We start from the raw sequence: 25,917 nt of genomic DNA on the forward strand, positions 1-25,917 counted from the left end.
TCCGTTGCGGGTCAGGCGGCCTGCGGCGCGCCCAGAAGATGATCGAGAATACGGCCTTCGAGGCGTGCGAGATCCGGATCCCCGCGTCGGCGCGGGCGCGGCACGTCGACCCGCAGGTCGAGGGCGATCCGCCCGGCTTCCACCACGAGGATGCGGTCGGCCAGCGCCACCGCCTCGGCGACGTCGTGGGTCACGAGCAGCGCCGTGAAGCCCTGCGCCTGCCAGATCCGCTCGATCAGGTCCTGCATGCCGATGCGGGTCAGGGCGTCGAGGGCGCCAAGGGGTTCGTCGAGGGCGAGCAGGCCCGGCCGGCTCACCAGCGCCCGGGCCAGCGCCACCCGCTGCCGCTGGCCCCCCGACAGGGTCGCGGGCCATTGTCCCGCCTTGTCGCCGAGCCCGACCTCGGCGAGCGCCGCGAGCGCCCGCTCCCGGCGCTCGGCCCGGGAGCCGAGGCCCGATAGGCCGACCGCGACGTTGTCGACGACCCGCGCCCAGGGCAGGAGGCGCGGCTCCTGGAACATGATCCGCTTCGGCGGCTCCGACCGGCGGGGCGACGTCGCCGGCCCTTCCAGATCGATCCGGCCGCTGGTGGGCGTCTCCAGCCCGAGGATCAGGCGCAGCAGGGTGCTCTTGCCGCAGCCGGAGCGGCCCACCACCGCGGTGAACCCGCCGGCCGGCAGGAACAGGTTCAGGCCCTCGATGACGGCGGTGCCGTCGAAGCTCTTGTGCAGGTCGCGGACGGTGACGGCGATGCCGCGGCCCGCGGGCGGGCGTGACGATGCGGATCCCCCGGCCTGACGGGGTGCCGATCCGGCGTCGGGGATCGCCTCGCGGCGGACGGCGTCGAGCAGCATCAGGCGCTCCTGTAGGCGGGATTCCAGGCGAGGCAGGTGCGCTCGAGCTGGCGGGTCAGGGCGTCGGCGAGCTTGCCGAGGGCCGCGTAGATCAGGATCGCCAGCACCACGACGTCGACCAGCATGAACTCGCGCGCCTGCATGGCCATGTAGCCGAGCCCCGACGAGGCCGAGATCGTCTCGGCGACGATCAGCGTCAGCCACATGATGCCCAGGCCGTAGCGCAGGCCGACGAAGATCGACGGCAGGGCGCCGGGCAGCACCACCCGGGCGAACAGCTCGCTGCGGGACATGCCGTAGACCCGGCCCATCTCCACGAGGCCCGGATCCACCGAGCGGATGCCGTGCAGGGTGTTGGCGTAGATCGGGAAGAACACGCCGAGCGCCACGAGGAACAGCTTGGCCTCCTCGCCGATGCCGAACCACAGGATCACCAGCGGGATCAGCGACAGGTGGGGCACGTTGCGCACCATCTGCACCGAGGTGTCGGTGAGCCGCTCCGACAGGCGCGACAGGCCGTTGGCGAGGCCGAGCGCGAAGCCGATGCCGCCGCCGATCACGAAGCCCGCGAGCGCCCGCAGGGTGCTGACGCCGAGATTGGTCCAGAGCTCCCCGGTCCGCCCGGCCTCCCAGCCGGCCCGGACCACGTCGAGGGGCGCCGGCATGAAGCGGTTGGAGACGAGGCCCGCCGAGACCGCGGCCTGCCAGCCGAGAAGGAGCGCCGCCGGCAGGAGCCAGGGCAGGGCCGTGTCGCCGAGGCGATCGAGCTTGGCGTTGCGCATCAGCGAGTCTCCGCCCGATTCTCGGCCCGGCGCTCGGGCTGCGTCCAGACCGCGTCGGTGACCCGGATCGGTCGCGGCAGGAGGCCCAGCCCGTGGAACGCGTCGGCGACTTTCTGCTGGTCGGCGACCGCCGCGGCGTCGAGGGGCGCGACGCCGTAGGACAGCCGTCCCAGGGCGACGCCGAGAACCGGCGCGGGGATGCCCACCGCGGGGGCGAGTTCCGCCGCCACGGCGTCCGCGTGGCCCTCCGCCCAGGCATCGACCTCACCGATCGCCTTGAGCACGGCCGACACGATCTCCGGGCTGGAATCGGTGAAGCCCCGCCGGGACAGGTAGAACTGGCGGTTGGGGGCGAGCCCCTGCCCGTCGGCCAGGACCCGGGCGCCCGTGGCGCGCTCGGCGGCGGCGAGATACGGATCCCAGATCGCCCAGGCGTCGACGGAGCCGCGCACGAAGGCGGCGTTGGCGTCCGCCGGCGCCAGGAAGGCGAGCTTCACCCCGTCATAGGGCACGCCCGCCTGCGCCAGGGCGCGCACCAGCAGGAAGTGGACGTTCGAGCCCTTGTTGAGGGCGATGGTCTTCCCGCGCAGGTCGGCGACGCTGCGCACCGGGCTGTCCTTGGGCACGAGGATCGCCTCCCCCCGCGGCGCCGGCGGCTCGGTGGCGACGTAGCGCAGCTCCGGGCTCGCGGCCTGGGCAAAGATCGGCGGGGCCTCCCCGGCGGAGCCGAAATCGATCGCCCCGGCATTCAGCGCCTCCAAGAGCGGCGGCCCGGACGGGAATTCCGACCACGCCACCGTGACGCCCAGCGGCTGGAGCGCCGTCTCCAGGCTGCCGCGGCCCTTCAGCAGCACCAGGGAGCCGTATTTCTGGTAGCCGATCCGGATGCTGCCCGCGGCCCGGGCGGGGCGCAGCATCGCGGCCGCCGCGAGGCCGAGCCCGGCGGACAGGAGCAGGCGGCGGTTCGGCGCCGGGCGGTCGGACGGCGGCAGGGCCAGGGCGCGGGGCGTGCGGTCGGTCATGGCTCTCGGCAGTCGGTGTCAGCCGTTGCGGGCGGGGGCGGTCCAGACCGCGTCGGCGATCCGGATCGGCTTGGGGATCAGCTTCAGGGCGTGGAAGCGGTCGGCGATCCGCTGCTGCTCGGCGGCGACCCGGTCGTTCATCGGGCCGATCACGTAGTCGGTCCGGTCCACCGCCCGGCGCGTGGCGGCGAGCGGCACGCCGGTGCCCTGCGACAGGAGGTCGGCGACGGCGCCGCGGTTCTGCGTGCACCAGGCCGCCACGTCCCCGAGCGCGTCGATCACCGCCTGGAGCACCGGGGCGCGGGTCTCCGCGAAGGGGCGACTCGCCAGGAAGTAGTTGTTCTGCGGGGTGATGTCGCTGGCGCGGGCCAGCACCCGCACCCCCTCCCCCTGCTCGGCGATGGCGAAATACGGGTCCCAGATCGTCCAGGCGTCGATGCTGCCCCGGGCGAAGGCCGCCGCGGCGTCCGCGGGCGCCAGGGTCACCGGCGTGATGTCGGCGTAGCTGAGGCCTGCCTTCTCCAGGGCCGCGATGGTCAGGTTGTGGGCGCTCGACGCCTTGGCGAAGGCGACCCGCTTGCCCTTGAGCTCGGCGAGGCTCTGGATCGCCGAGGCCTTCGGGAGCAGGATCCCCGCCCCCGACCCGCCGGCCTCCTGGGCGGCCGCGTAGACGAGGTTGGCGCGCGCGGCCTGCGCGAAGATCGGCGGCGCGTCGCCGGTCTGTCCGAAGTCGATCCCGTCGAGCGACAGGGCCTCCAGCAGCGGCGGCCCGAAGGAGAACTCGACCCAGCGCACGCTCTGGCCGAGGGGCTCCAGGCGCTTCTCGATGATTCCCTGCTGCTTGGCGACGACCAGGATGCCGTTCTTCTGGTAGCCGATCCGCACCACGCCGGGCTCGGCCGCGCGGGCGCCCCGGACCAGGGCCGGCGCGAGGGGCAGGGCCGCCAGGGCGGCCAGCAGGCTGCGGCGGTCGAGCATCGCCCGGCTCACTCGGCGGCGGCCAGGGCGAGGGGCGCGGCGGAGGCCGACCGGTGGACCAGCAGGGCCGCGAGCTGCCCGCCGGCCTCGGCGGCGCGGGCGCGCACGCCGGCCTCGGTGAGCACGCCGTCGCTGAAATCGGGATCGGAAGCGTAGACGGCCGTCGGGATCTGGAGGGCGCCGAAGAAGCCGAAGAGCGGCCGGAAGGCGTGCTCGACCACGAGCGCGTGGCGCGCGCCGCCGCCGGTGGCCACGATCGCCACGGGCTTGCCGGCCAGCGCCCCCGGATCGACGAGGTCGAACAGGTGCTTGAACAGGCCGGTATAGGCGCCCTTGTAGACCGGCGAGCCGACCACGAGACCGTCCGCCTCCTCGATCGCCGCGAGCACGCTGCGCGAAGACGCCGGGAGCTGGTCGCGGGTCCAGGCGGCGCCGAGGCCGGTTCCGGCATCGACGAAGTCGAGGAGGCGCACATCGAGGGGCGCCCGGGCGCCGGCCTCGCGCAGCACCGCATCCACCAGCGTCCGGGTCTTGGAGGGCCGCTGCACGTTCGCGCTCAGGCCGACGAGTCTCGGTCGTGTCATTCCGGGTGCCTTGCTGCGGGACAGGATGGCGAGCCGCCGCGATCTCGAAGAGCGAGGATGGTGCGGCCGGACATCCGAATAGGTCGATAGAATTGATCGCCCCACGTTCCGCCGTCAATGAAACGCGGTTCCCAATTGTCTCGCGAACGCAAAACGTTCTGCTCGAAACATCTCGCCCCGGATGAGATTTTATCTCAGGATGCCGGGCGGACTCGCGCCGAAATCTTGTGCCGCGGCGGCGTGGTCGCGCGGGAAACGAAGCTTTCGTCTCCCGGAGGGCCCGGCGGGAGAAGGGCGCTCTCGCATTCCGCGGGGCTTTGGAAGGGCCTCGTCGGCCGGGAGCCCGGCGGGCCGGCAACCGGCAGACGCTCACCCGTCGGCCGCGAACCCTGGCGGCCCGCCGGGCGGCGGGCCGGTTCCAGCACGCGCCCGGCCGGCGGTCTGTCTATTTGCGGGCGAGGAGATGCAGCACGGTACCGTCGTCGCCGTACTTGTCCCACATCTGCGCGCAGGCCTGCTCCGGACGCTCCCGGAACTGCGTCGCCTCCGCGTCGAGGTCCTGCTGCAGGGCGACCGAGCGCTTCTTCGTGAAGAAATCGGCGTGGTTGAGGTGGTTCTCTCGCGAGAACTGGCGGAAGCGCTCCGTGTCGATGCGGACATTCGGGCAGTTCCGGGCGGCCAGATCGGCTTCGATGCCCGGACGCAGGGCCGGAATATCCTTCTGGAGCGCGGATCGCCGGGCTTCGGCCCAGGTGCCGAAGGCGGCCCAGGCGAGGATGGCGGCGACGAGAGGGGCAAACTTGGTCATCGAGAAACGTGTCGCTGTGCTGCGACATCCCAAATCTCGCACCTGCGATCGGTTCGACCTGAGCCGGAGGATGCACCACACTTCTGTGTGAAAGCGCACATCCCGCGGTCGGATCCGGGCCGCCGGGTTTCGAGGACCGGTGCGCTCAGTAGGTCGGGACGACGCGCGTCTCGGGCAGCGGCGCACGCATGGTGAAATGCAGGCCGGCCGGCTGGAAATCGAAGGCGATCTCCGCCTGGCACTGGAGCTTCAGGACGCGTTGCAGCAGCGTCGAGCCGAAGCCCTTCCGCGTCGGTGTCTCCGTGAACGGGCCGCCCCGTTCGGTCCAGTCGAGATGGAGCATGCGTGCCGCCGGCGTCTGCTCGACACCCCAGCGGATCCGGATGCAGCCCTCCGGAACCGACAAGGCGCCGTGCTTGGCCGCGTTGGTCGTCAGCTCGTGGATGGCCATGCCGGTCGGGACCGCGAGGTCGCCCATCAGGTCGATCGGCGGCCCGTCCAGCTGGATGCGGGAGCCCTCGACGTCGTTGTAGGGCCCCAGCTCGTTCATCAGCATCTCGCGCAGGGGGGCCTGCTGCCAGTAATCCTCGGTCAGGAGATTGTGGGTCTTGGCCAGCGAGATCACCCGCGCCGAGAACGCCTCGTAGAACGCGTCCACGGTGGTGGCGGACCGGGCCGAAGCCCCGAGCAGCGCCTGCACCGTCGCCAGCGTGTTCTTCACCCGGTGATGCAGCTCGCGGATCAGGAGCGCCTGGCGCTCCGTCGTCCGCTCGCGCTCCTCGAGATGGGCCCGCGCCTCGAGCTGCCGGCGCTTGGCGCGATGGGCGGCCCGGGCCGCCATGATCAGGGTCGCCGGATGGAACGGGCGCTCCAGCACGCTCACGTTGCCCAAGAGGTCGGTCAACTGCGTGTTGGGCTCGGCGCCGCGCAGTCGCAGGAGGATGAACGGGAAGTCGGACCAGGGCGGCTGGGCGGCGATCCAATCCGCCAGCGCCTGCCGGTTCGAGGAGAGCAGCGCCTCCTCGGTCAGGACTGCGCAGGCGGCCGTGTGGAGCCGGGCGACCACCTCCGCGAGGCTGCCGCAGATCTGCGACGCGATCTGTCCCTCGCCGAGGATGGTCGCGGCGACGACGGCGTCGCGGCCCCCCGGCGTGAAGAGGAGAACCGGCGGTTCAGCGTCGGTCATCAGCCCCGTGGGTGGGCAAGAGGGACGACCGTTCACCTTCGAATGTCGGAACGCCGGTCATGATACCCCTGAACGCGCTGAGTGGTTCGCCAACGCGGATCCCGTCGGAGTCGATCCGCAATTCGCGGATCGCGTTCTCATGGCTGCCGGTCCGCTTCTTCACCACCGAGATCGCGCGCCGCAGCCGGCCATCGGCCTCGAAGGTGCGGAACAGCAGGATCGTGTCGCTGAGATAGGTCAGGTCGACATTGGCGCCCATCGCCCCGATCATGCCGTGCTGGGCCAGGATCAGGAGCGTGACGACGCCCTGCTGGTTCAGGTAGGTCAGCAACTCGTGCATCTGCAGGAGCAGGTAGTTCTCCTCCGGCATGGCGTTGTGATAGCCGGTCAGGGAATCGATCACGACCGTCGTCACGCCCTGGTGCTCGACCGCCTCCTGCACGATGTCGGCGAGTTCGCCGGGCGAGACCTCCGCCGGATCGATCTGTTCGACCCGGAGATCGCCGGAGGCGATCACGGCGTCGATCGGCATGCCGAGGCCGCGGGCCCGGCGGCGCAGCACGTTCGTGGTCTCGTCGAAGCTGAGGATCAGCACCTTCTCGCCGCGGGCGATCGCCGCGGTGACGCAGGTGAGCGCCACCGTCGACTTGCCGACGCCGGACGGGCCGATCAGCATCGTGCTGGTCCCGCGATCGATGCCGCCGCCGAGCAGCAGGTCGAGCTCGGGGCTGCCCGTGCCGCACTGGTCGTCGGCGAAGGTGCCGAGATGCTCGGCCGCGACGAGCCGCGGGAACACCGTGAGACCGCCGCGCCGGATGACGTAGTCGTGGAACCCGCCCCGGAACGGCGTGCCGCGCATCTTGATCACGCGCAGGCGCCGCCGCTCCCCGCCGTAGAGCGGCGCGAGCTGTTCCAGCCGGATCACGGCATGGCTGAGACTGTGCAGATTCAGGTCGTCCGCCTCGGCGGTCAGATCGTCGAGGAGCAGCGCGGTGGTGTTCTGGATGAGCAGGAAGCTGCGCAGGGCGTGGACCTGCCTGCGGTAGCGCAGCGAACCCTGCGAGAGCAGCCGGATCTCGGACAGGCTGTCGAACACGACGCGCTGCGGCTTGGTCCGCTCGATCTCGGCGATCGCCATGCGGATGGTCTCGCCGAGTTCGAGATCGGACGAATGGACGAGGCTCTGCTGCTGGTTCGGGTCGAGGCTGAGTTCCGGCGCGATGAGTTCGAAGATCTCGATGCCGTCGAGGGACCAGCCGTGGCGCCCCGCGACGTTCAGGAGCTCGCGCCGGCTCTCGGACAGCGTGATGTACAGGCAGCGCTCGCCCCGCCGCACGCCGTCGAGCAGGAACTGCATCGCCAGCGTCGTCTTGCCGGATCCGGGCCGGCCCTCGATGAGGTGCGAGCGCCGGGACGCGTAGCCGCCGTCCAGGATGTGGTCGAGGCCGGCCACTCCGGTACAGACCGGCGCCGCGTCTTGATCGGTCACTGCCATGTCCAGGTCTCTGCCGTCGCCCGACGGGCGGGCAGCCCACCGACCGCGTGACGGAACGCGGAGCCCGGTCTCGTACACGAAGGAGCGCGCAGGGCGAAACCCCGTCCGCCGCGCTCCTGCGCCGGCCGATACCGTCAGCGCGACCGTCGGCGCGACCGGGATATCGGTCCTGCCGGACGGCCGCGCCGTGCGGCAGCCGGGATTGGCGCCGCGATGGAGGACCGGCGCCCGCATCCTGCGGGCGCCGGGGGTTCGCGCGCTCACTGGCTGCCCGGACCCTTCGCCAGGCCGGCCAGGGTGAACAGGTCCACCGACAGCTTCGCGCCGATCACGAAGGCATCCGGGATCGGCTTCGGACGGAACGGGAAGCGGGTCTGGTCCGGGTCGATCACGTATTGCAGGTTCGGCATCAGCCGCACCGCCGGGGTGAGCTGGATGCCGTAGCTCAGCTCCAGGATGGTCTGCAGGGATTCGACGTTCCGGGTGCCGAGCCCGAGCGCCGTGCGCGCCGCCCGGATGTTGGCCGTGCCCAGCGGCGAGAGCTTCTCCATGGCGAAGACGAAGCCGAGGGTGTCGTAGGGCCGGCCGGGGAAGGTGCCGGTCAGCACGGCGCCGCCCTCCAGGAAGTAATCCTGGGTCTGCCGGCCGCCGGTCCCGCCGATCGCGACGCCGAAGACCGACAGGCCCTGGATGCCGCTCGGGTCCGGCCGCCAGACCATCTGGTCGAAGCGGGCGTAGACCGCCGAGCGGCCGAACCGGGTCAGCGGATCGAGGCCGCTGAAGACCCGGGCGCCGCCCCGCTGGTCGAGCACGGGATCCTTGTAGTCCGACCGGTCGAAGACGACGCCGACGCTGTAGTTGCGCGGCAGCGGGTCATTGCCGAAATTGGTCGAGTAGCCGACTTCCACCGGCACCAGGACACCGGTGGCGCCGTTGGTCGACCAGTCGATCCCGTTCTGCGTCGGCAACTGGTCGCGGGGGTTCACCTCGTAGATGCCGGCGTGCAGGAATACCTTGTCGTTGACCCAGGCCTTGGCATGGCCGCCCCAGGTGGCGATCGGCCAGTAGGTGAAGTTCGTCAGCTTGAAGATGGACTTCGGGGCGCCGCAGGTCGCGTTGTTCTGGAAGTTGCAGTAGAGCGGAGAGGCCAGGAAGTTCGGGTTGGCCAGCAGGCGGCCGACCTCGAGGTCGAGGCGGTTGTCGAACAGCTTCTGCTCGTAGGACAGCAGGGTCAGATGGGCGGTCTGGCCGCCGCCGTAGATCTCCTGCACGCTGCCGTTGAAGCCGATGGAATCCTGCGCCAGGCTCCGTCCGTGGCGCTGGGTGACGACGGTGTGGACCGAGCCGCCGTCGATCCCCGCGAGACGCGCGAGATCGGCGTCGAGGCCGAAGGCGATCTGGCCGGCATAGGCCGATCCCTGGCGGATGCCGCCGGACGGGTTGGCGGCGAACTCGCCGGTGTAGTTCAGGATCATGCTGATCCCGTTGCCCAGATCGAGGGTGCCCGGCGGCAGGCTGGGCGGCGTCGCGCTGCTGCCCTGCACGTCGAGGCTGGCCGCGGCGCTGCTGGCGCCCGAGAAGCTCCGCGCCTCCCGGATGACCCGCCGCCGGGCGCGGTTCGCCCGGTACCGGGCCTTCTGCGCCGGATTCGCCTTCGGCCCCGGATTCACCAGCGACGGTCCCCCGTCCGGAGCCGTGGCTTCAACCTGTGCGACCGCCGGACACGCGCCCGCCGTGACCGTCGCGGCACAGAATGCGAGCGCGGCCCATCGCCTATGCTTTCTCCATTGCTTACCCATGTGACTCCCCCTTAACCGCGCGGCCTTGCCTGGCTCTGTCGCGTTCGTGTCCCGCAGGGGGCCTCCCGGTCAGTCCGTGTCCGGTCGGTCCGTGAAGGCCTCCACCGTGCGGCGCTCGCCGCGCATGAAGGCGTCGGCGGCGTGGATCAGCGGATTCAGGTCGACGTCGCTGGCGCCGGAGCGGACCAGGGCGGCGAAACGGTCGTAGAGGCCGCGGTACTCCGCCTCGGGCGGGAGCGGCTGGTCGCGGCCGTTGATCGTCAGGACGGCCCCGCCCTGCGAAAGCACCAGGGTACCGTCGTCGGTCTCGACCCGGATGTCCCAGGTCTGCGGCCCGGTCTGGCGCCAGTCGAACCGGGCCCGGATCGGGGTGCCGGCGGCATCGGCGAAATGCAGGTCGGCGGCGATCGGCGCCTGCCGGTTCTCCGGCACCGACAGGGTCGCGCCGGTCAGGTGGAACGGCGGCAGGATATGCGTGGCGATGGACAGGGCGTTGATCCCCGGATCGAACACGCCCATCCCGCCCGCGTCCCAGATCCAGTCCTGGCCCGGGTGCCAGTGCCGGACATCCTCCAGCCAAGCGATCTCCACCGACCGGATCCGGCGGCCCGACAGCCAGCGGCGCGCGGGTTCCACCCCCGGCGCGAAGCGCGAGTGCCAGCTCGCGAACAGGCTCACGCCCCGGGTCCGGGCGGCCTCGACCAGGAGCCCGACCTCGGCCAGCGTCGCCCCCGGAGGCTTCTCGAGGAAGACGTGGCGGCCCGCCGCGATCCCCGCCAGGGCCGCCGCGAACCGCGCCTGCGGCGGCTGGCACAGGGCGACGGCGTCGAGGTCGCCGTGCGCCGCCAGCATCGCCTCCAGGCTGCCGTAGCTCGGCACGCCGTCGAGCCCGCCATGCCGGCTCGCCACCGCCACGAGGCTGTAATCCGGGGAGGCGGCGATGACCGGCAGATGCTGGTCGCGGGCGATCTTGCCGACACCCACCAGACCGATGCGGATCGGGCTCGCCATCTCAGAGCACCCGCACAGTCGGATCGGCGGGCGGGGCGGCCGCCAGGGGGTTGCGCAGGGGCAGCGCGAACGGCGCGGCCTCGATCTCGAACACGTCGCCGGGCCGGGTCGCGACGCCGTCGCTGAACGACAGGGTGGCGGTCCCGAAGAAGTGGACATGCACGTCGCCGGGGCGCCGGAAGGGTGCGTATTTGAAGTGGTGCCGCTCCAGGTTGGCGATGCTGTGGGACATGTTCGCCTCCCCGGAGAGGAACGGCTTCTCCCAGAGCACGGCGCCGTCGCGCAGGATGCGGCTGGTCCCGCGCACGTCCGGCGGAAGCGCCCCGAGCCACAGCTCCGGGCCGAGGGCGGCCGGGCGCAGCTTGGAATGGGCGAGCCACAGGTAGTTGCCGCGCTCGGTCACGTGGTCGGAGAACTCGTTCGCCAGGGCGAAGCCGAGGCGCACCGGGGTGCCGTCGGCGTCGACCAGGTAGATCCCGGCGATCTCCGGCTCCTCGCCGCCGTCGCGGGCGAAGGCCGGCGAGACCAGCGGCTCGCCGGAGGCGACCAGGCCGGAGCCGTCGCCCTTGTAGAACCATTCTGGCTGCACGCCGGCCTCGCCCGGCGCCGGCTTGCCGCCCTCGACGCCCATCCGGAACATGCGCATCGAGTCGGTCGGCGCCGGGTCGGCCGCGGCCGCGCGGTGCATCGCGTCGCGGCCCTCCGCGGAGCCGAGATGCGTCAGGCCGGTGCCGCTCAGCATCAGGTGGGCGGGATCGGCGTGGTCGATGGGCGGCAGGAGCCGGACCGTGTCGAGATCGACGGGCACGCCGAGTCCCGCCCGCTCCGCCGTCGCGGCCAGATCGTCCCCCGCCTCGAGAGCCCTGCGCGCCAGGGCGCGCACGCTGTCGACGCCGAGCACCCGCCGCGCCCGACCGTCGGCGAGCAGCGCGACGCCCCGCTGCCCGTCGGCGGCGCGGAATTGTAGGAGTGATCGTCCCATCTGTGTCCTCCCGGGGACGACCGCTTCGGGTCGTCCTGAACGCGCGGCCGTCGAGGGTCGCGCGGCGGCCTGTCAGCGGCCGGATTGCGGGTCGAGAACGCCGTCGATCCGGCGCGCGAGATGCCAGGGATTGTCCGGGCGCAGGGGCGGCGGCAGGAGCGCGTCGGGCAGGTCCTGGTAGCAGACCGGGCGCAGGAACCGTTCGATCGCCAGCGTGCCCACCGAGCTGCTCCGGCCGTCCGAGGTCGCCGGGAACGGCCCGCCATGCACCATCGCTGGGGCGACCTCGACGCCGGTGGGCCAGCCGTTCGCCAGGATCCGTCCGGCCTTGCGGGCCAGCAGCGGCACGAGCCCGGCGGCGAGATGCTCGTCCGCGCGGTCGAGGTGCAACGTCGCGGTGAGCTGCCCGCCGAGGGACTCGAGGAGCCGGGTGACCTCCGCCATGTCGGCGGCGGCGACCAGCAGCGCGGCCGGACCGAACATCTCGTCGGCGAGGGCCGGATCCGCGAGGACGTGGCGCGCCTCCGTGCGCAGCAGGCAGGCGGGGGCGCCCCCCGGCCCGGCGGCCGCCCCGCGCGCCGCGACCGTCACTCCCGGTCGGGCCGCCAGCGCGGCGACGGCGTGCGCGAACCGGTCGCGGATGTCCGGGGTGAGCATGGTGTGCGGCACACTCTCCCGGATCGCCGCGGCGGCGGCCTCCGCGAAGGCGTCGAGGTCGGAGCCGGCGATCCCGATCAGCAGACCGGGATTGGTGCAGAACTGCCCCGCCCCCAGCGTCAGCGACTGGACGAAGCCCGCCGCCAGGGACGCGCTCCGGGCCCGCAGGGCGCCGGGCAGGAGCACGACCGGGTTGACCGCGCTCATCTCGGCATAGACCGGGATCGGCTCGGGCCGGCCGGCGGCCACCCGCATCAGGGCGAGCCCGCCCGCGCGCGACCCGGTGAAGCCGACGGCCTTGATCCGTGGGTCGGCGACCAGGGCGCTTCCGAGGTCCGTGGACGGTCCCGGCAGGTAGGAGAACGTGCCCTCGGGCAGGCCGCCGGTGGCCACCGCCGCACGCACGGCCCGCGCGACCAGCTCCCCGGTCCCGGGATGGGCCGGATGGCCCTTCACCACCACCGGGCAGCCCGCCGCCAGGGCGGCGGCGGTGTCGCCCCCCGCCACCGAGAAGGCCAGCGGGAAGTTCGAGGCGCCGAATACCGCCACCGGGCCGATCGCGACGTGGCGCCGGCGCAGGTCCGGCCGGGGCAGCGGCTGCCGCTCGTGCTGCGCCGGATCGATCGTCGCCCGGATCCACGCGCCGGAGCGGACGAGATCCGCGAACAGCCGCAGCTGCCCGACCGTGCGGGCGCGCTCGCCCTCCAGCCGCGCCCGCGGCAGGCCCGTCTCGGCCATCGCCCGCTCGACGAGCGGCGCGCCGAGATCGGCGATGCCCTCGGCCACAGCTTCGAGACAGCGAGCGCGTGTTTCTGGTGGCGTCTCCGCGAAATGCGGGAACGCCGCCTCCGCCAGCGTGCAGGCGGCCTCCACCTCCCGAGGGCCTGCGGCCGAGAAGGCCGGCTCCAGGGGCGCTCCGGTGGCGGGATCCACGGCCCGGAAGAGCGCGGCTGTGGTCACGTCGGCGGCGCCGATCAGGACGCTGCCGCGGATCGTCACGGACCCTGGCGATTCACTACTCATACAATTAGGCTAGGGCAGTTCGCCTCCCGCCGCAAGCGCGGCCGTGTTTCCGGTGCAGGGGGTGTTCCTCTTTGCGCTCCTACAACTTCAGGATAGAATCGCGCCGATCCCGCCCCGACCGACCCGGTGGCCCGGACTGGAGGTGGACGAGTGAGGCAGGATCGCGGTTCGGAGAACGTCACGCTGCCCCTCGCCTCGGGCTCGCGCCGCATCCACGGCTCGGTCGCCCGCGATCTGGGGGTGGCGATCCTCGGCGGCCGCTACGCCCCCGGGGACGTGCTGCCCGGGGAGATCGAATTCTCTGAGAAATTGAACGTCTCGCGCACCGCCTATCGCGAGGCGATCCGCATCCTGAGCGCGAAGGGGCTCGTCGAGAGCCGCCCGCGCACCGGCACCCGCGTGAGCCAGCGCAGCCGCTGGAACCTGCTCGACCCCGACATCCTCGCCTGGGCCTTCGAGTCGGAGCCGAGCGAGTCCTTCATCCGCGACCTGTTCGAGCTGCGGATGATCGTCGAGCCGGCGGCGGCGGCGCTCGCGGCGGAGCGGCGCTCGGGCCTCGACATCGCCCGGATGGGCCACGCCCTGGAGGAGATGGGCCGCCACGGCCTCGCCACCGAGGCCGGACGGGCCGCCGACCAGGCCTTCCACAACACGATCCTGGAATCGGCCCGCAACGGGGCGCTGATGGCCCTGTCGAGTTCCATCGCCGCCGCGGTCACGTGGACGACGATCTTCAAGCATCGCCGCCAGGGCCTGCCCCGGGATCCGATGCCCGACCACCGCGCCCTCTACGACGCGATCGTGGCGGGCGACCCGGCCGCCGCCCGGGAGACCATGACCGAGCTGGTCCGCCTCGCCCTCGCCGACACCGAGCTGGCGATGCGCCCCTGACGGAGCCGGCGGCGTCCGCGCCGCCGGCCCGGGCCTCGTCTCAGTGGTTGTCGCGCGGCACGCCCCGGGTCTGGGCGATGCGCTGGAACGCCTCGGCGCCCTCCAGGATGGCCCCGGTGTGCATCTGCCCCACGGCGGCGCGCTGCATCGCCTGCCACGGCGTCTGCGAGGCCGGATAGGCGTAGCCGCCCGCCGCCTCCAGGGCGCTGCGGCGGCGGGCGATCTCGTCCGCGTCGACCAGCATGTCGGCGGTGCCGCGGCGCAGGTCGATCCGCACCCGGTCGCCGGTGCGCAGGAGCGCGAGGCCGCCGCCGGCCGCCGCCTCGGGCGAGGCATTGAGGATCGACGGCGAGCCCGAGGTGCCGGACTGGCGCCCGTCGCCCAGGCAGGGCAGCGCGTGCACGCCGGCCCGGATCAGCTGCGCGGGCGGGCGCATGTTCACCACCTCGGCGGCCCCGGGATAGCCGATCGGCCCGGCCCCGCGCATGATCAGGATGGTCTCCGCGGTGATGCCGAGGCTCGGGTCGTCGATCCGGGCGTGGTAATCCTCCGGTCCGTCGAAGACCACGACGGGACCCTCGAAGGCGTCCGGATCCTCCGGGTTCGACAGGTAGCGGGCGCGGAACTCGTCGCCGATGACGCTGGTCTTCATGACCGCGGCGTCGAACAGGTTGCCGCGCAGGACCAGGAAGCCCGCCGCCTCCTTGAGGGGCCGGTCGATCGGCCGGATCACGTCCTCGTCCTCGATCACGGCGCCGCGGCAATTGTCGCCGAGGGTGCGCCCGTTGACCGTCAACGCGCCCTCCCGGATTAGGTCGCGGCGCATGAGCTGCGCCACCACCGCGGGCAAGCTGCCGGCGCGGTAGTAATCCTCGCCGAGATAGGTGCCCGCCGGCTGCAGGTTGACCAGCAGCGGCACGTCGAGCCCGTGGGTCTGCCAGTCCGTGATGTCGAGGTCGACCCCCATGTGGCGGGCGATCGCCGCGAGGTGGATCGGCGCGTTGGTCGAGCCGCCGATCGCCGAATTGACCGCGATGGCGTTGAGGAAGGCGTCGCGGGTCAGGATGTCGGAGGGCTTCAGGTCCTCGGCCACCATGGCGACGATGCGCTTGCCGGTCTGGTAGGCAGCCTCCTGCCGGTCGCGGTAGGGCGCCGGGATCGCGGCCGAGCCGGGCAGCATCATGCCCAGGGCCTCGGCAAGCGTGTTCATCGTGGTGGCGGTGCCCATCGTGTTGCAGAAGCCGGTCGAGGGCGCCGACGAGGTGACGAGCTTGATGAAGCCGTCATGGTCGATCTCGCCGGCCGCCAGCATCGCGCGGGCCTTCCAGACGATCGTGCCGGAGCCCGTGCGCTGGCCCTTGAACCAGCCGTTGAGCATCGGCCCCACCGACAGGGCGATGGCCGGGATGTTCACGGTGGCGGCGGCCATCAGGCAGGCCGGTGTGGTCTTGTCGCAGCCCGTGGTCAGCACGACCCCGTCCAGCGGGTAGCCGTAGAGCAGCTCCACGAGGCCCAGATAGGCGAGGTTGCGGTCGAGGCCCGCGGTCGGCCGCTTGCCGGTCTCCTGGATCGGGTGGACCGGGAATTCCAGGACGATCCCGCCCGCCTCGCGGATGCCCTCGCGGATCCGCTCCGCGAGGACGAGATGGTGGCGATTGCACGGGGACAGGTCCGAGCCGGTCTGGGCGATGCCGATGATCGGCCTGCCCGAGCGCAGCTCCTCCAGGCTGAGGCCGAAGTTCAGGTAGCGCTCCAGGTAGAGCGCCGTCATGTCGATATTGTCGGGGTTGTCGAACCAGGCGCGGGAGCGCAGGGGCCGTGCAATCGGTCGGTCGGTCATTTCTGGGTCCGGTGAGCGGGGCTGGTCGAGAACCGGTAGGCGATCACGTTCCGGTAGGTCTTGCCGGGGTCGAGCCGGGCGGAGCCGAAGGCCGGCTGGTTCGGCGTGTCGGGGAAGAGTTCCGGCTCCAGCGCCAGGGCGTCCGACTGCCGGTAGGCGAGGCCGGATTTACCCACCACCGTCGCGTTGAGGAAGTTGCCGGCATAGAACTGCACCCCCGGCTGGTTGCTCGCCACCTCGAGGATCCGGCCCGATTCCGGATCCTCGACCCGCGCTACGAGGTGCGGCTCGGCCGTGGGCGCGTCGGTGACGACCCAGTTGTGGTCGTAGCCGCGCGCCCGCACGATCTGCTCGTCCCGCCCGTCGCGGATCCGCGCGCCGATCACCGTGGGCTTGCGGAAGTCGAAGGGCGTTCCGGCCACCGGCAGGTGCGCGCCGGTGGGGATCAGGGTGGCGTCGACCGGCGTGAAGCGCTCCGCCGGGATGGTCAGGGTCTGATCGAGGATCGAGCGGCCCGAGCCCTCACCCGCGAGGTTGAAGAAGCTGTGGTTGGTCAGGTTGACGATCGTCGGCTTGTCGGTCGTGGCCTCGTAGGTGACCGTCAGCGTGTTGGTCGCGTCGAGCGTGTAGGTGGCGGTGGCCGTGAGCGTTCCGGGATAGCCCTCCTCCCCGTCCGGGCTGACGTAGCGCAGGGTGACCGACGGGGCCGCGCCGCCCTTGACCGCGGTGATTGTCCAGAGCCGCTTGTCGAAGCCGGCCGCGCCGCCGTGCAGGGCGTTCGGGCCGTCGTTGGTGGCCAGCGTGTAGGTCTGGCCGTCGAGGGTGAAGCGCCCGGCGCGGATGCGGTTGGCGTAGCGCCCGACGCTCACGCCGAAATAACTGCCCTTGGTCAGGTAGGAGGCGAGGTCGTTGTAGCCGAGCACCACATCCGCGGCCTTGCCGGACCGGTCCGGGACGTCGAGGCTCCGCAGGAGCGCGCCCCACGACAGGATCCGGGCCGTGATCCCCTTGCCGTTCGTCAGCGTCACCTCCTCCACCGACCGGCCGTCCGGCAGGGTGCCGAACACCGTCCGGACCGGCTCGGCCGCCCGGACCGGAGCCGGGGTCAGGCCCGGGATCGCCGCGCAGGCGCACAGCGCCAGGGGTCCCACTCCACGCATCGCATCCTCCCCTCGATGAAGCCGCCCGTCCCGCCGATCCTGCGCCGGCACGCGACGGGGACGCGGTTGACGTCCGCGAATCCGATATATACTCAGACAAATGAAATGGACAACATGGGACCGTCGGCAAGGCGGCCCGGAACGCAGAGGACAACGCCGGATGGCAGGACCGATCGCGACCGTCGGGACGACGGCGCCCCGGACGGGGGCGGAGGCCGCGCGCGACCGGGGCGCCTACCGCCCGGCCCTGTCGCTGCTGGCGAGCCTCTTCTTCATGTGGGGCTTCATCACGGTCATCAACAACACGCTGCTGCCGCACCTGCGCAGCGTGTTCGACCTCGATTACACGCAGACGACGTTGATCGAGTCCGTCTGGTTCATCGCCTATTTCGTGGCCTCGATCCCGGCGGCCAAGCTGATCGAACGGGTCGGCTACCAGCGCGCCCTGGTGGCGGGGCTGGGCATCATGGCGCTGGGCACGCTCGGGATGATCCTGGCCGCGCACCAAGTCTCCTACGCGATCACGCTCACGGCCCTGTTCGTGATCGCCAGCGGCATCACCCTGCTGCAGGTCGCCGCGAACCCCTACGTGGCGGTGGTCGGCCCGGCCGAGAGCGCTCCGGCGCGCCTCAACCTCGTGCAGGCGTTCAACTCCTTCGGGACGACCCTGGCGCCGCTGTTCGGCGGCTACCTGATCCTCGGGCGCTCCGCCGCGGGCAACGCCGCCGCCGGCACCATCCTGACACCGGCCGAGCGCTTGGCCGACGCGCAATCGGTGCAGCTGCCCTACCTGATCGTGGCGGCGATCCTCGTCGGTCTCGCCGTGATCATCGCCCGCTTCCGGCTGCCCGCCCTGGGCGGCGCCGGCGGCGCCACGGCCCGGGCCGTCAAGGCCGAGCGCGCCGGCCTGTCCCTCTGGCGCCACCGCAACCTCGTGCTCGGCGTGCCGGCGATCTTCATCTACCTGATCGCCGAGATCGGGGTGTCGAACCTGTTCATCAACTTCGTCTCACAGCCGGAGATCGGCGACCTGACCCACGCCCAGGCCTCGCGCTACCTGTTCCTGCTCTGGGGCGGCATGATGGTCGGCCGCTTCGCCGGCAGCTACCTGATGCAGGCTCGGGCGGCCGAGACCGTGCTGGCCGGGGCGGCGATCGGCGCCTGCGCGGTGATGCTGGTGGCGACCTTCGCGACCGGCCACTGGGCGATGTGGGCCCTGATCTCGGTGGGCCTGTTCCACGCGATCATGTTCCCGACGATCTTCACCCTGGGGATCCGCGGCCTCGGGCCGCTCACCGAGGAGGGCGCCGGGCTGCTGATCATGGCGATCGCGGGCGGATCCCTGGTGGTGGTGCAGGGTTGGGCGGCGGACCGGTTCGGGCTGCAGCATTCCTTCCTGATCACCGCCGCCTGCGAACTCTACGTCCTGTTCTACGCCCTCTGGGGCTGCCGCCCCGCCGCCGCGGCGCGGCCGGCGGGCGCCTGAGCGTCGGCGGCATCGGGGAGCGCTCTGCCATGGACCCGCGGATCCGCATCCTGGACCGGCCCCGGCGCGACCGGCTCGGCGAAGGCCCGATCTGGGTTCCGGAGCGGGGCTTGCTGTTCTGGGTCGACATCGAGGCCCCGGCCCTGAACTGGCTCGACCTCGCCCGCGGCGAGACCGGCACGCATCCGTTCCCGGAGCCGCTGGGCTGGATCATCCCCCGCGCCGGCCGGCGCGACTTCATCGTCGGGCTGAAGAGCGGGTTCGCGATCTACGACCTCGAAGCCGACCGGATCACGCCGATCGGCGATCCGGAGCCCGACGAGCCCGACAACCGCCTGAACGATGCCAAGGTCGACGGCGCCGGCCGGATCTGGGCCGGGAGCATGCACCAGGCCGAGACCGCGGCTTCGGGATCCCTCCACCGGCTCGATCCCGACCTGACTTGGCGGCGGATGGACACGAGCTACGGCGTCGCCAACGGGCCGACCTTCAGCCGCGATGGCCGGATCCTCTATCACAGCGACAGCGCCGCCCGGACGGTCTACGCCTTCGACCTCGCCGCGGACGGCACGCTGACGGGCAAGCGCGCCTTCCTGCGCTTTCCGGAGGCCTGGGGCTGGCCCGACGGGATGACCACGGATTCCGAGGGCTGCCTCTGGATCGCCCATTGGGGCGGCGGCCGGCTCAGCCGCGTGGATTCCGAGGGGCGACTGATGCGGGCGATCCCACTGCCCGCCCCCAACATCACGAGCTGCGCCTTCGCGGGAGAAGGGCTCGACCGCCTGTTCGTCACCTCGGCCGCCCGGGGCGCCGAGCACGTGCCGGCGGCGGGGGCCCTGTTCGAACTCGATGTCGGCGTGACCGGCCTGCCGCCCCGCGCCTTCGGGGGCTGACCGGCCCGGCGGCCGTGGAAGGCCTTTCCCTGTGGCTGTAGCGTCCCCGGACGGCGGGGCCTGATGGCGGCCGGGTTGTCCCGGGCGGCCGACGCGATCCGTGCGGCGGCCCGATCCGCGTCCGCGCGGGCCTCGACGCAATCCTCGCAGGATCGTGTGGCCGCCTCATCCGGATGGGGGATGCGCGGTCCCCGGCCGGTCTCTACGCTCGCCACTTCTCCGAGACGAGATCACCTTCAGCCCGCCCGGCCCTGCCGCGGCGGGCTCCTTGTCGGATGTCGCCGACACGGCGCTACCGCCGAATCGGAAGCCGGCGGATGGGCCGCCCGGCGGTGTCGCGCACCACCAGGCTCCAGGAGCGGCCGGGATCGGCCGCGCAGACCTCATCGGCCATCTCGGCGATCACGCTGCGTGCCTCGGCCAGGGCCTCGTCCAGGCTGCCGACCTCGACGCCTTCCTCGTCGCGGATCGTTTCCTCGCCGCTCTCGACGTCGAAGTAGAAGCGTTCGGACACCGACCTCCCCCCTGCTGCCGCCCTCCGGCGGTCGTCCTGATCTCTCTACGTAGTCCGGAATACGACTGGGACCGGTCTTTGATCGGATAAACCTTAATGCATTTAAAACGCGGATTTGCCTGTATCTGTGCGAAGGCGGCCCAGTCTCGATTGAATTATCGATTATAAGAACCAGGCACGCCGCCGCCGATGTCCGATGGCTTGCTGAGGTGGCGCTCTTGGAGTCGGGACCCCTGACATGTCGACCTCCGCCGATCCGCCCAACGCGCGCGCCGAGAAAGCCGCGCTCCGCAAAGCCACGCTGCGGGCGCATATCAAGAACGTTCTGTCGACGATCCGCAGTCATCATACGGGGCGCGGCCGCGCGTCGATGCGGGTCTCGCGCTACACCCTTGGACGGTGGTTCCGGGGCATCGCCGCCGGAGCGAACCCGCTTTTTGCGTAGCAACGCTCGTCCGATGGACGTGTTTCTCAAGGCGCCGCGCTCCGGCGCTTCGAACCGCGTCCCATGGCCGAGACCACCCGCCTCCGATCCCATATCCGTAGCGTGCTGCTCAGGCTGATGCAGCGGCTGCGCGCCCGGGCCGGCTGACGCGACAGCGGTCGGACGCCGGCCGCGTCGGGCGGCCGTCTTGCGCCCCTTCCCTCGGCTGCGGCGCGGTGGGGTGCGGGGGGCACGCCTGTGGATTGGGCAGGCCACGCGACACGCCCCGATTCCGCCTGGGGGCTTGCGTGGAGATCCTGCCCGGAAAACCTGCTTGGCGAACCGCGCCGTCCAGGCCGGGGACGGCTCGGCGGAGCCGCCGAAAATCTGAGGGATTGACCGGATTTCACGCCGAAACGACCGGTCTAGTGCTGACACGACCCGTCTTCGTTGCCGTGCCAGCGGCTTTATCTCCAATCGATACAGATCTAGATTCGCGGGCCCAACGAGCCGGCACCGGGCCCGTCCCGGCGCGGGCGCGCCGTCCTGCCGGGCAGACCGGCTCCCGAGGTGACGATGGGCCAGATGACGATCAAGGACGTCGCCCGACGGGCCGGCGTGAGCTTCCAGACGGTCTCGCTGGTCCTGAACCATCCGGAGAAGGTCGCCCGGACCACGCGCGAGACCATCGAGACGGCCATGCGCGACCTGGACTTCGTGCCGAGCCTCGCCGCCCGGTCCCTGCGCAAGAAGCCCAGTCGCAGCATCGCCTGCGTGTTCTCCCTCGGGGCGCAGCCCGCCGATGCCGCGTTCCATCTGAGGGAGGAGGCCGATCAGGGCCTCGTCCTGCAGACCTTCGGGTACGTGACCGACCAGCAGGGCTATACCCTGGTCCACCGGTGTCGCCGCGGCGACGACCCGGACGGCCTGAGCCGGATCGCCAGCCTGGTCAGCGAGGCCCGGGTCGACGGCATCGTCGTCTTCGCCGACCGCCAGGACGACCCGCTGATCGGCCTGCTGCAGGCCAAGCGGTTCCCGTTCGTCGTGTTCGGCCTCGACGTTCCCGGCACGCATTACGCCATGCAGGCCGAGCGCGACGCGGCCCGCGACGCCGTCCGCCACCTGATCCAGGCCGGGAGCCGGTCCATCTGCTATTTCACGGGCGCGGGCGACGGTCGGCGGTGGCGTGCCGGGGCCGAGCGGTTCCGCGGCTACCGGGACGCGCTCGCGGAGGCGGGGCTGCCGCTGCGCGACGACCGCGTCGTGGCGTGCGACTGCACGTCCGAGGGCGGCTATCGGGCGACGCGCGCGCTGCTGGAGCGGCCGGACACGGGGGCGGGAGACCGGCCGGATGCCATCGTGGCCGCCAGCGATCGGGTGGCGTTCGGGGCGCTGAAGGCGCTGCACGAGCGCGGCGTGCGGGTCCCCGCGGAGATCCGCGTCGTGGGCTTCGACAACCTCACCCAGGGGGCCTACTCGGTCCCGAGCCTGACCTCGGTCGATGTCCCGACCCTCGACATGGTCCGGTTCGCCTTCGCGACCCTGGTCGAGCTGATCGAGGGGACGCGCGCGCCGGACGACCTCGCCCAGCGGCTGTTTCCCACGCGCCTCGTCGTGCGCGAATCGACCGCGGCGCGGCCGCAGGCCTAGGAGGCCGAACGAAGCCGGCGTTCCGCGGCCCGTATGGGCGCCTCACTCCGCCGCGAGGATGCCCGTCTCGGGGTCGCCCAGTCCGAACTGCGCCGCGTGCAGGCGGCTGTAGGGGCCGCCGGCGGCGAGCAAGGCCGCGTGCCGGCCCTCCTCGACCACGCCGCCCTCCCCCAGGACCACGATGCGGTCGGCGTCCCGGATGGTCGCGAGGCGGTGGGCGATCACCAGGGTCGTGCGCCCGCGGGCGAGTTCGGCGAGCGCCCGCTGGATCTCCCGCTCGGTCTCGGTGTCCAGCGCCGAGGTCGCCTCGTCGAGGATCAGGATCGGCGGGTTCTTGAGGAAGACCCGCGCGATGGCGATGCGCTGCTTCTGCCCCCCCGACAGGCGCACGCCGCGCTCGCCCACCACCGTGTCGAGGCCCTCCGGCAGGCCGTCGATCAGCCCGCCGAGCCGGGCGCGCCGGGCGGCGGCGTCGATCTCCGCCTCCGTGGCGTCGAGGCGGCCATAGGCGATGTTCTCCCGGATCGTGCCGGCGAACAGGAACACGTCCTGCTGCACGATGCCGATCTGCCGGCGCAGGCTCGCGAGGGTGATGTCGCGGATGTCGATCCCGTCGACGGTGATCCGGCCCGCCTCGACCTCGTAGAAGCGCGGCAGCAGGGCGCAGAGGGTGGTCTTGCCGACCCCCGAGGGGCCCACGAACGCCACCGTCTCGCCCGCCGTCACCGCGAGGTCGAGGCCGGCGAAGACCGGTCGCCCGGGGCCGTAGCCGAAGCCGATCCCCTCGAAGCCGATGTCGCCCCGCAGGGACTCCACCGCGCGGGCCTCCGGCCGGTCGGTGATGTCGGGCGCGGTGGCGAGCAACTCCTGATAGCGGCGGAACCCCGCCACACCCTTCGGATAGGTCTCGACCACGGCGCCGATCTTCTCCAGCGGCCGGTAGAACACCCCGACGAGGAGCAGGAAGCCCACGAAGCCGCCGGGCGTCAGGTCGCCCCAGACCACGAAGGCCGCGCCGCCGAGCAGCACGGCGATCTGCACGAGGCGCAGGCCCAGGTAGTTGATCGACAGGCCCGCTGCCATCAGCCGGTAGGCCTCGAGCTTGGTGTCGCGGTAGCGGGCATTGTCGCGGGCGAACAGGGCGCGCTCGTGGGGCTCGTTGGCGAAGGCCTGCACGACCCGCATCCCGCCGACATTCTCCTCGATCCGCGCATTGAAGGCCCCGACCCGGCCGTACTGGGCCTGCCAGTTGCGGGTCATGCGGCCGCCGTAGCGGATCGACACGAAGGCGATCAGCGGCAGGATCGCCGCCGTGATCAGCGCCAGCGGCGCGTGCACCGTGAGCATCAGCGCGAAGGCGCCCAGCAGCGTCATCACGGCGATGAACAGGTCCTCGGGCCCGTGATGGGCGACCTCGCCGATCTCCTCCAGGTCCTTGGTCACCCGGGCGACGAGGTGGCCGGTCTTCTGGCCGTCGTAGAAGCGGAAGGAGAGCTTCTGCAGGTGGTCGAAGGCCCGTTCCCGCAGGGTGGTCTCGATGTTGATGCCGAGCACGTGGCCCCAGTAGGTGACCACCACCATCAGGCCGGCATTGGCCACGTAGACCAGCGCCAGCGCCGCGGCGGCGAGCAGGATCAGGCCCCAATCCTGCCGGGGCAGCAGGCTGTCGATGAAGCCCTTCACGGCGATGGGGAAGCCGAGTTCGAGCAGGCCGGACAGCACCGCGCAGCCGAAATCGACCAGGAACAGCGTCCGGTACGGCCGGTAATAGGCGAGGAAGGCCTTCAGCATCGCGCGGCTCGGATCAGCGTGGGGCGGCGCACGCGACGGGGCAGAGCGCGCCGCAGGACGGCACCCCCGGCAGGCGCTGGCGCAGGCAGCAGACGCGCCGCCGCCGGCACCCCGACGTCCCCGGACAGAGCGCCTGCGCCAGGGGGCTCCTAGCGCAGCCCGGGCCCGGACGCCATCCGAGGCAGGCCGCGACGTCGTCACAGGCGGCGGCGCAGGCGGGGAGCGCCCCCGCCCCGTCCCCATCCCCATCCCCGAGCGGGGTCCCGAGTTCCCGGGCGACGTAGTCGAGGATCACCGCCGCGTTGCCCCAGAGGATCCGGGGGGCGATGCCACATCGGGCGTGGCACAGCTCCACGAACGGGCGCAGATGCGCCTCCACCAGCCCGGTGAGGCCGGGCGCCGGGCAGGCCGCGCAGCCGGACCCGTCCGCGGGCAGGCGGAAGCGGCACGGCCGCCCCGCCGCGTCGAGTTCGAGGCGCATCGCATCGAAGGCGAGCGGCAACGGCCGGCCGAGGCGGACCAGGGCCGTCAGCGCCGGCGTCGCCAGGGCCGCGAGGTAGAACTGGCTCCAGTACGAGACCCGGATCCGCGGATCCGCGGTCTGGAACTCCGCGCCGAACCCGGCCCCGAAGGCCGCCAGCGTCGCGTCGAACACGTCCGGGTCGCGCAGGGCGCCGAGGGGCACCGCCTCCGGGCCGCCGGGACCGTCCGCGACGCCGTCCCGATAGGCCGCGAGCGAGTCGGGTATCTGCGCGGCGACCTCGGCGATCATCGCGCCACCCCGTCGGCCCGCAGGGTCCGGCCCACCGCGACGGCGAGCCACGCCACCGCGGCGGCGTAGAGCGGCAGGCTGGCGGCGAAGTAGCCCGGCCAGCCGACCCAGCCGGCGAGCGCCGGAGCGGCGACCCGCAGGGGCATGGCGGCGAAGAAGGCGGCCCCGAACAGCAGCGCGTAATCGGTGGCGGGCCTCGGCCCCTGGGCCCACCGGTAGATCATGTTGAAGACCGGCACGCCCAGGAAGCCGCCCGCGACGAAGCTGAGCACCGTGGCGGCGATTCCGAGATCCGCCATCCGGCCGGCGCAGGCGACGGCCATCAGGCCCCCTGAGGCCAGGACGCCGAGGGCGCCCGCGGCGATCAGCCGGACCGTGCCGAACCGCGCGGCCAAGCCCCCCGCCGCCAGGGCCATCACCAGGTTCACGGCCGGCAGGACGGTGCCGGTGAGCGATCCGACCTGCCCGAGCGACACGCCGAGATCGAGGAGCGCCAGCGTGTTGGGCCCGGCGACGAGATAGGAGGCGGCGAAATAGGCTCCGAGGACGAGCACCCGTCCGGCCAGGCGGCGCAGACGCGCCAGCGCGCCCGACCCGCGCTCCAGGCTTGGCCCGGCCCCGCGCAGGCGCGCCTCCCCGTAGCCGAGGATCGGCAGCAGGCAGAGGGCGTCGAGCGCCGCGCAGGCCAGGACCGCCCCGTGCCAGCCCAGGCTGTCGTAGGAGCCGACCAGCACGCCGACCCCCAGGATCCCGCCCAGGGAGGCCCCGCACAGCTTGGCCGAGGCCACGTAGGCCCGCTCGTCCGCCGGGACGGTCTCGACCACCAGCGCCTCGAGGGCGATGTCCATGGTCGCCACGCAGGCGCAGGCGGCGATCGCCAGGGCGAGCAGCGCCGGGAGCGGCCAGGTCTCGCCGAAGCTCAGGGCGACCAGCAGGAGCACCGAAGCGGCCTGCGCGACCACGATCCAGCCGATCCGATGGCTGAGGAACGGCAGGCGCAGCCGGTCGAGGACGGGCGCCCACAGGAAGGTCAGCCCAACCGGCAGGTTGATCAGTTGCAGCAGGCCGACCTCGGCCAGCTCCACGCCCCGGGCCCGCAGGATCAGCGGCGCCCCGCCGGACAGGAAGCCGAGCGTGGCCCCGAAGGTCACGTACAGGCAGAAGAACGGCGCCAGCGGCCGCAGCCCGGCCAGGGCGTCGACGACCCGGGTGCCGATGGCGGGGCCGGCGGATCCGGTCACCGCGGCCCACACGCTGGTCTGAGTCCCGCGCCGTCCCGGGGGCTGCAGTTTATAATCACACTAATCTATTGATT

The 25,917-nt window shown here is 72.1% G+C and carries 23 protein-coding genes; 5 read left to right on the top strand and 18 right to left on the bottom strand.

Annotated features, from left to right (window positions below):
• Positions 1 to 11 precede the first annotated feature (11 nt).
• The 12 genes from ABC766_RS02360 to ABC766_RS02415 all read right to left on the bottom strand — a co-directional run bounded on the left by ABC766_RS02360 (position 12) and on the right by ABC766_RS02415 (position 13,181).
• The gene (locus ABC766_RS02360; RefSeq protein ID WP_345820990.1) at positions 12 to 854 is read right to left on the bottom strand and encodes an ABC transporter ATP-binding protein; all 843 of its coding nucleotides are present in this window, start codon (positions 852 to 854) and stop codon (positions 12 to 14) included.
• Positions 854 to 1,636 (bottom strand): aliphatic sulfonate ABC transporter permease SsuC, encoded by a 783-nt coding sequence (ssuC, locus tag ABC766_RS02365; protein ID WP_043357563.1) that lies wholly within the window; start codon positions 1,634 to 1,636, stop codon positions 854 to 856. Before ssuC ends, ABC766_RS02360 begins: the two co-directional genes overlap by 1 nt.
• The gene (locus tag ABC766_RS02370) at positions 1,636 to 2,658 is read right to left on the bottom strand and encodes a sulfonate ABC transporter substrate-binding protein (RefSeq protein ID WP_345820991.1); all 1,023 of its coding nucleotides are present in this window, start codon (positions 2,656 to 2,658) and stop codon (positions 1,636 to 1,638) included. Before ABC766_RS02370 ends, ssuC begins: the two co-directional genes overlap by 1 nt.
• Before the next feature lie 18 nt (positions 2,659 to 2,676).
• Positions 2,677 to 3,636 (bottom strand): aliphatic sulfonate ABC transporter substrate-binding protein, encoded by a 960-nt coding sequence (locus tag ABC766_RS02375; RefSeq protein WP_053610129.1) that lies wholly within the window; start codon positions 3,634 to 3,636, stop codon positions 2,677 to 2,679.
• A gap of 8 nt (positions 3,637 to 3,644) precedes the next feature.
• Complete coding sequence (gene msuE / locus ABC766_RS02380; RefSeq protein ID WP_043355222.1) at positions 3,645 to 4,220, bottom strand: FMN reductase; 576 nt, start codon at positions 4,218 to 4,220, stop codon at positions 3,645 to 3,647.
• 445 nt (positions 4,221 to 4,665) lie between these two features.
• The gene (locus tag ABC766_RS02385; RefSeq protein ID WP_043382391.1) at positions 4,666 to 5,028 is read right to left on the bottom strand and encodes a hypothetical protein; all 363 of its coding nucleotides are present in this window, start codon (positions 5,026 to 5,028) and stop codon (positions 4,666 to 4,668) included.
• A gap of 145 nt (positions 5,029 to 5,173) precedes the next feature.
• Positions 5,174 to 6,214 (bottom strand): sensor histidine kinase, encoded by a 1,041-nt coding sequence (locus ABC766_RS02390; RefSeq protein WP_043355225.1) that lies wholly within the window; start codon positions 6,212 to 6,214, stop codon positions 5,174 to 5,176.
• Positions 6,201 to 7,709, bottom strand: a complete 1,509-nt coding sequence (locus ABC766_RS02395) for an ATPase domain-containing protein (protein WP_345820992.1) — start codon at positions 7,707 to 7,709, stop codon at positions 6,201 to 6,203. Before ABC766_RS02395 ends, ABC766_RS02390 begins: the two co-directional genes overlap by 14 nt.
• A 260-nt stretch (positions 7,710 to 7,969) precedes the next feature.
• On the bottom strand, positions 7,970 to 9,508 hold the full coding sequence (locus ABC766_RS02400; RefSeq protein ID WP_345820993.1) for a carbohydrate porin: 1,539 nt from the start codon (positions 9,506 to 9,508) through the stop codon (positions 7,970 to 7,972).
• A 69-nt stretch (positions 9,509 to 9,577) separates the two neighbouring features.
• A complete protein-coding gene (locus ABC766_RS02405) occupies positions 9,578 to 10,519 on the bottom strand; it encodes a Gfo/Idh/MocA family oxidoreductase (protein ID WP_345820994.1) in 942 nt (313 codons plus the stop codon).
• Between the two features lies 1 nt (position 10,520).
• Positions 10,521 to 11,501 (bottom strand): AraD1 family protein, encoded by a 981-nt coding sequence (gene araD1, locus ABC766_RS02410; protein ID WP_345820995.1) that lies wholly within the window; start codon positions 11,499 to 11,501, stop codon positions 10,521 to 10,523.
• 72 nt (positions 11,502 to 11,573) lie between these two features.
• On the bottom strand, positions 11,574 to 13,181 hold the full coding sequence (locus ABC766_RS02415) for an aldehyde dehydrogenase (NADP(+)) (RefSeq protein ID WP_427902281.1): 1,608 nt from the start codon (positions 13,179 to 13,181) through the stop codon (positions 11,574 to 11,576).
• Positions 13,182 to 13,331: 150 nt separating this feature from the next.
• Between ABC766_RS02415 and ABC766_RS02420 the strand changes: the two genes are divergently transcribed.
• On the top strand, positions 13,332 to 14,072 hold the full coding sequence (locus ABC766_RS02420; RefSeq protein WP_345820997.1) for a FadR/GntR family transcriptional regulator: 741 nt from the start codon (positions 13,332 to 13,334) through the stop codon (positions 14,070 to 14,072).
• Between the two features lie 40 nt (positions 14,073 to 14,112).
• Here ABC766_RS02420 and ABC766_RS02425 read toward each other — a convergent pair whose 3' ends face one another.
• Both ABC766_RS02425 and ABC766_RS02430 read right to left on the bottom strand, forming a co-directional pair.
• Entirely contained in the window at positions 14,113 to 15,912 is a 1,800-nt protein-coding gene (locus tag ABC766_RS02425) for an IlvD/Edd family dehydratase (RefSeq protein ID WP_053610133.1), read from the bottom strand.
• Positions 15,909 to 17,072: an aldose epimerase family protein gene (locus ABC766_RS02430; RefSeq protein ID WP_345820998.1), complete on the bottom strand. Its 1,164-nt coding sequence runs from the start codon at positions 17,070 to 17,072 to the stop codon at positions 15,909 to 15,911. The genes ABC766_RS02425 and ABC766_RS02430 overlap by 4 nt, the downstream gene beginning before the upstream one ends.
• 160 nt (positions 17,073 to 17,232) lie before the next feature.
• On the opposite strand from ABC766_RS02430, the gene ABC766_RS02435 reads away from it, so the two are divergent.
• Positions 17,233 to 18,558: a sugar MFS transporter gene (locus ABC766_RS02435; protein ID WP_345820999.1), complete on the top strand. Its 1,326-nt coding sequence runs from the start codon at positions 17,233 to 17,235 to the stop codon at positions 18,556 to 18,558.
• A gap of 29 nt (positions 18,559 to 18,587) precedes the next feature.
• The gene (locus ABC766_RS02440; protein WP_345821000.1) at positions 18,588 to 19,451 is read left to right on the top strand and encodes an SMP-30/gluconolactonase/LRE family protein; all 864 of its coding nucleotides are present in this window, start codon (positions 18,588 to 18,590) and stop codon (positions 19,449 to 19,451) included.
• Between the two features lie 292 nt (positions 19,452 to 19,743).
• Here the strand turns inward: ABC766_RS02440 and ABC766_RS02445 are convergent, their stop codons facing one another.
• Positions 19,744 to 19,965, bottom strand: coding sequence for a DUF6894 family protein (locus ABC766_RS02445; protein WP_043382412.1), 222 nt, complete (start codon positions 19,963 to 19,965; stop codon positions 19,744 to 19,746).
• Between the two features lie 238 nt (positions 19,966 to 20,203).
• Between ABC766_RS02445 and ABC766_RS02450 the strand changes: the two genes are divergently transcribed.
• Together ABC766_RS02450 and ABC766_RS02455 are read left to right on the top strand one after the other, a co-directional pair.
• Entirely contained in the window at positions 20,204 to 20,410 is a 207-nt protein-coding gene (locus ABC766_RS02450; protein WP_043382414.1) for a hypothetical protein, read from the top strand.
• Positions 20,411 to 20,974: 564 nt separating this feature from the next.
• Entirely contained in the window at positions 20,975 to 22,039 is a 1,065-nt protein-coding gene (locus ABC766_RS02455; protein ID WP_345821002.1) for a LacI family DNA-binding transcriptional regulator, read from the top strand.
• A 42-nt stretch (positions 22,040 to 22,081) separates the two neighbouring features.
• On the opposite strand, the gene ABC766_RS02460 is transcribed toward ABC766_RS02455, so the two are convergent.
• Genes ABC766_RS02460 through ABC766_RS02470 form a run of 3 tightly spaced genes read right to left on the bottom strand, consistent with a single transcriptional unit; the run spans position 22,082 to position 25,843 of the window.
• Positions 22,082 to 23,830, bottom strand: a complete 1,749-nt coding sequence (locus tag ABC766_RS02460; protein ID WP_345821003.1) for an ABC transporter ATP-binding protein — start codon at positions 23,828 to 23,830, stop codon at positions 22,082 to 22,084.
• 13 nt (positions 23,831 to 23,843) lie between these two features.
• The gene (fhuF, locus tag ABC766_RS02465) at positions 23,844 to 24,602 is read right to left on the bottom strand and encodes a siderophore-iron reductase FhuF (protein ID WP_345821004.1); all 759 of its coding nucleotides are present in this window, start codon (positions 24,600 to 24,602) and stop codon (positions 23,844 to 23,846) included.
• Positions 24,599 to 25,843, bottom strand: a complete 1,245-nt coding sequence (locus tag ABC766_RS02470) for an MFS transporter (protein WP_043382488.1) — start codon at positions 25,841 to 25,843, stop codon at positions 24,599 to 24,601. The genes fhuF and ABC766_RS02470 overlap by 4 nt, the downstream gene beginning before the upstream one ends.
• Positions 25,844 to 25,917: the final 74 nt, after the last annotated feature.

This window comes from Methylobacterium fujisawaense (assembly GCF_039619325.1).
GTDB classification, from domain to species: domain Bacteria; phylum Pseudomonadota; class Alphaproteobacteria; order Rhizobiales; family Beijerinckiaceae; genus Methylobacterium; species Methylobacterium fujisawaense.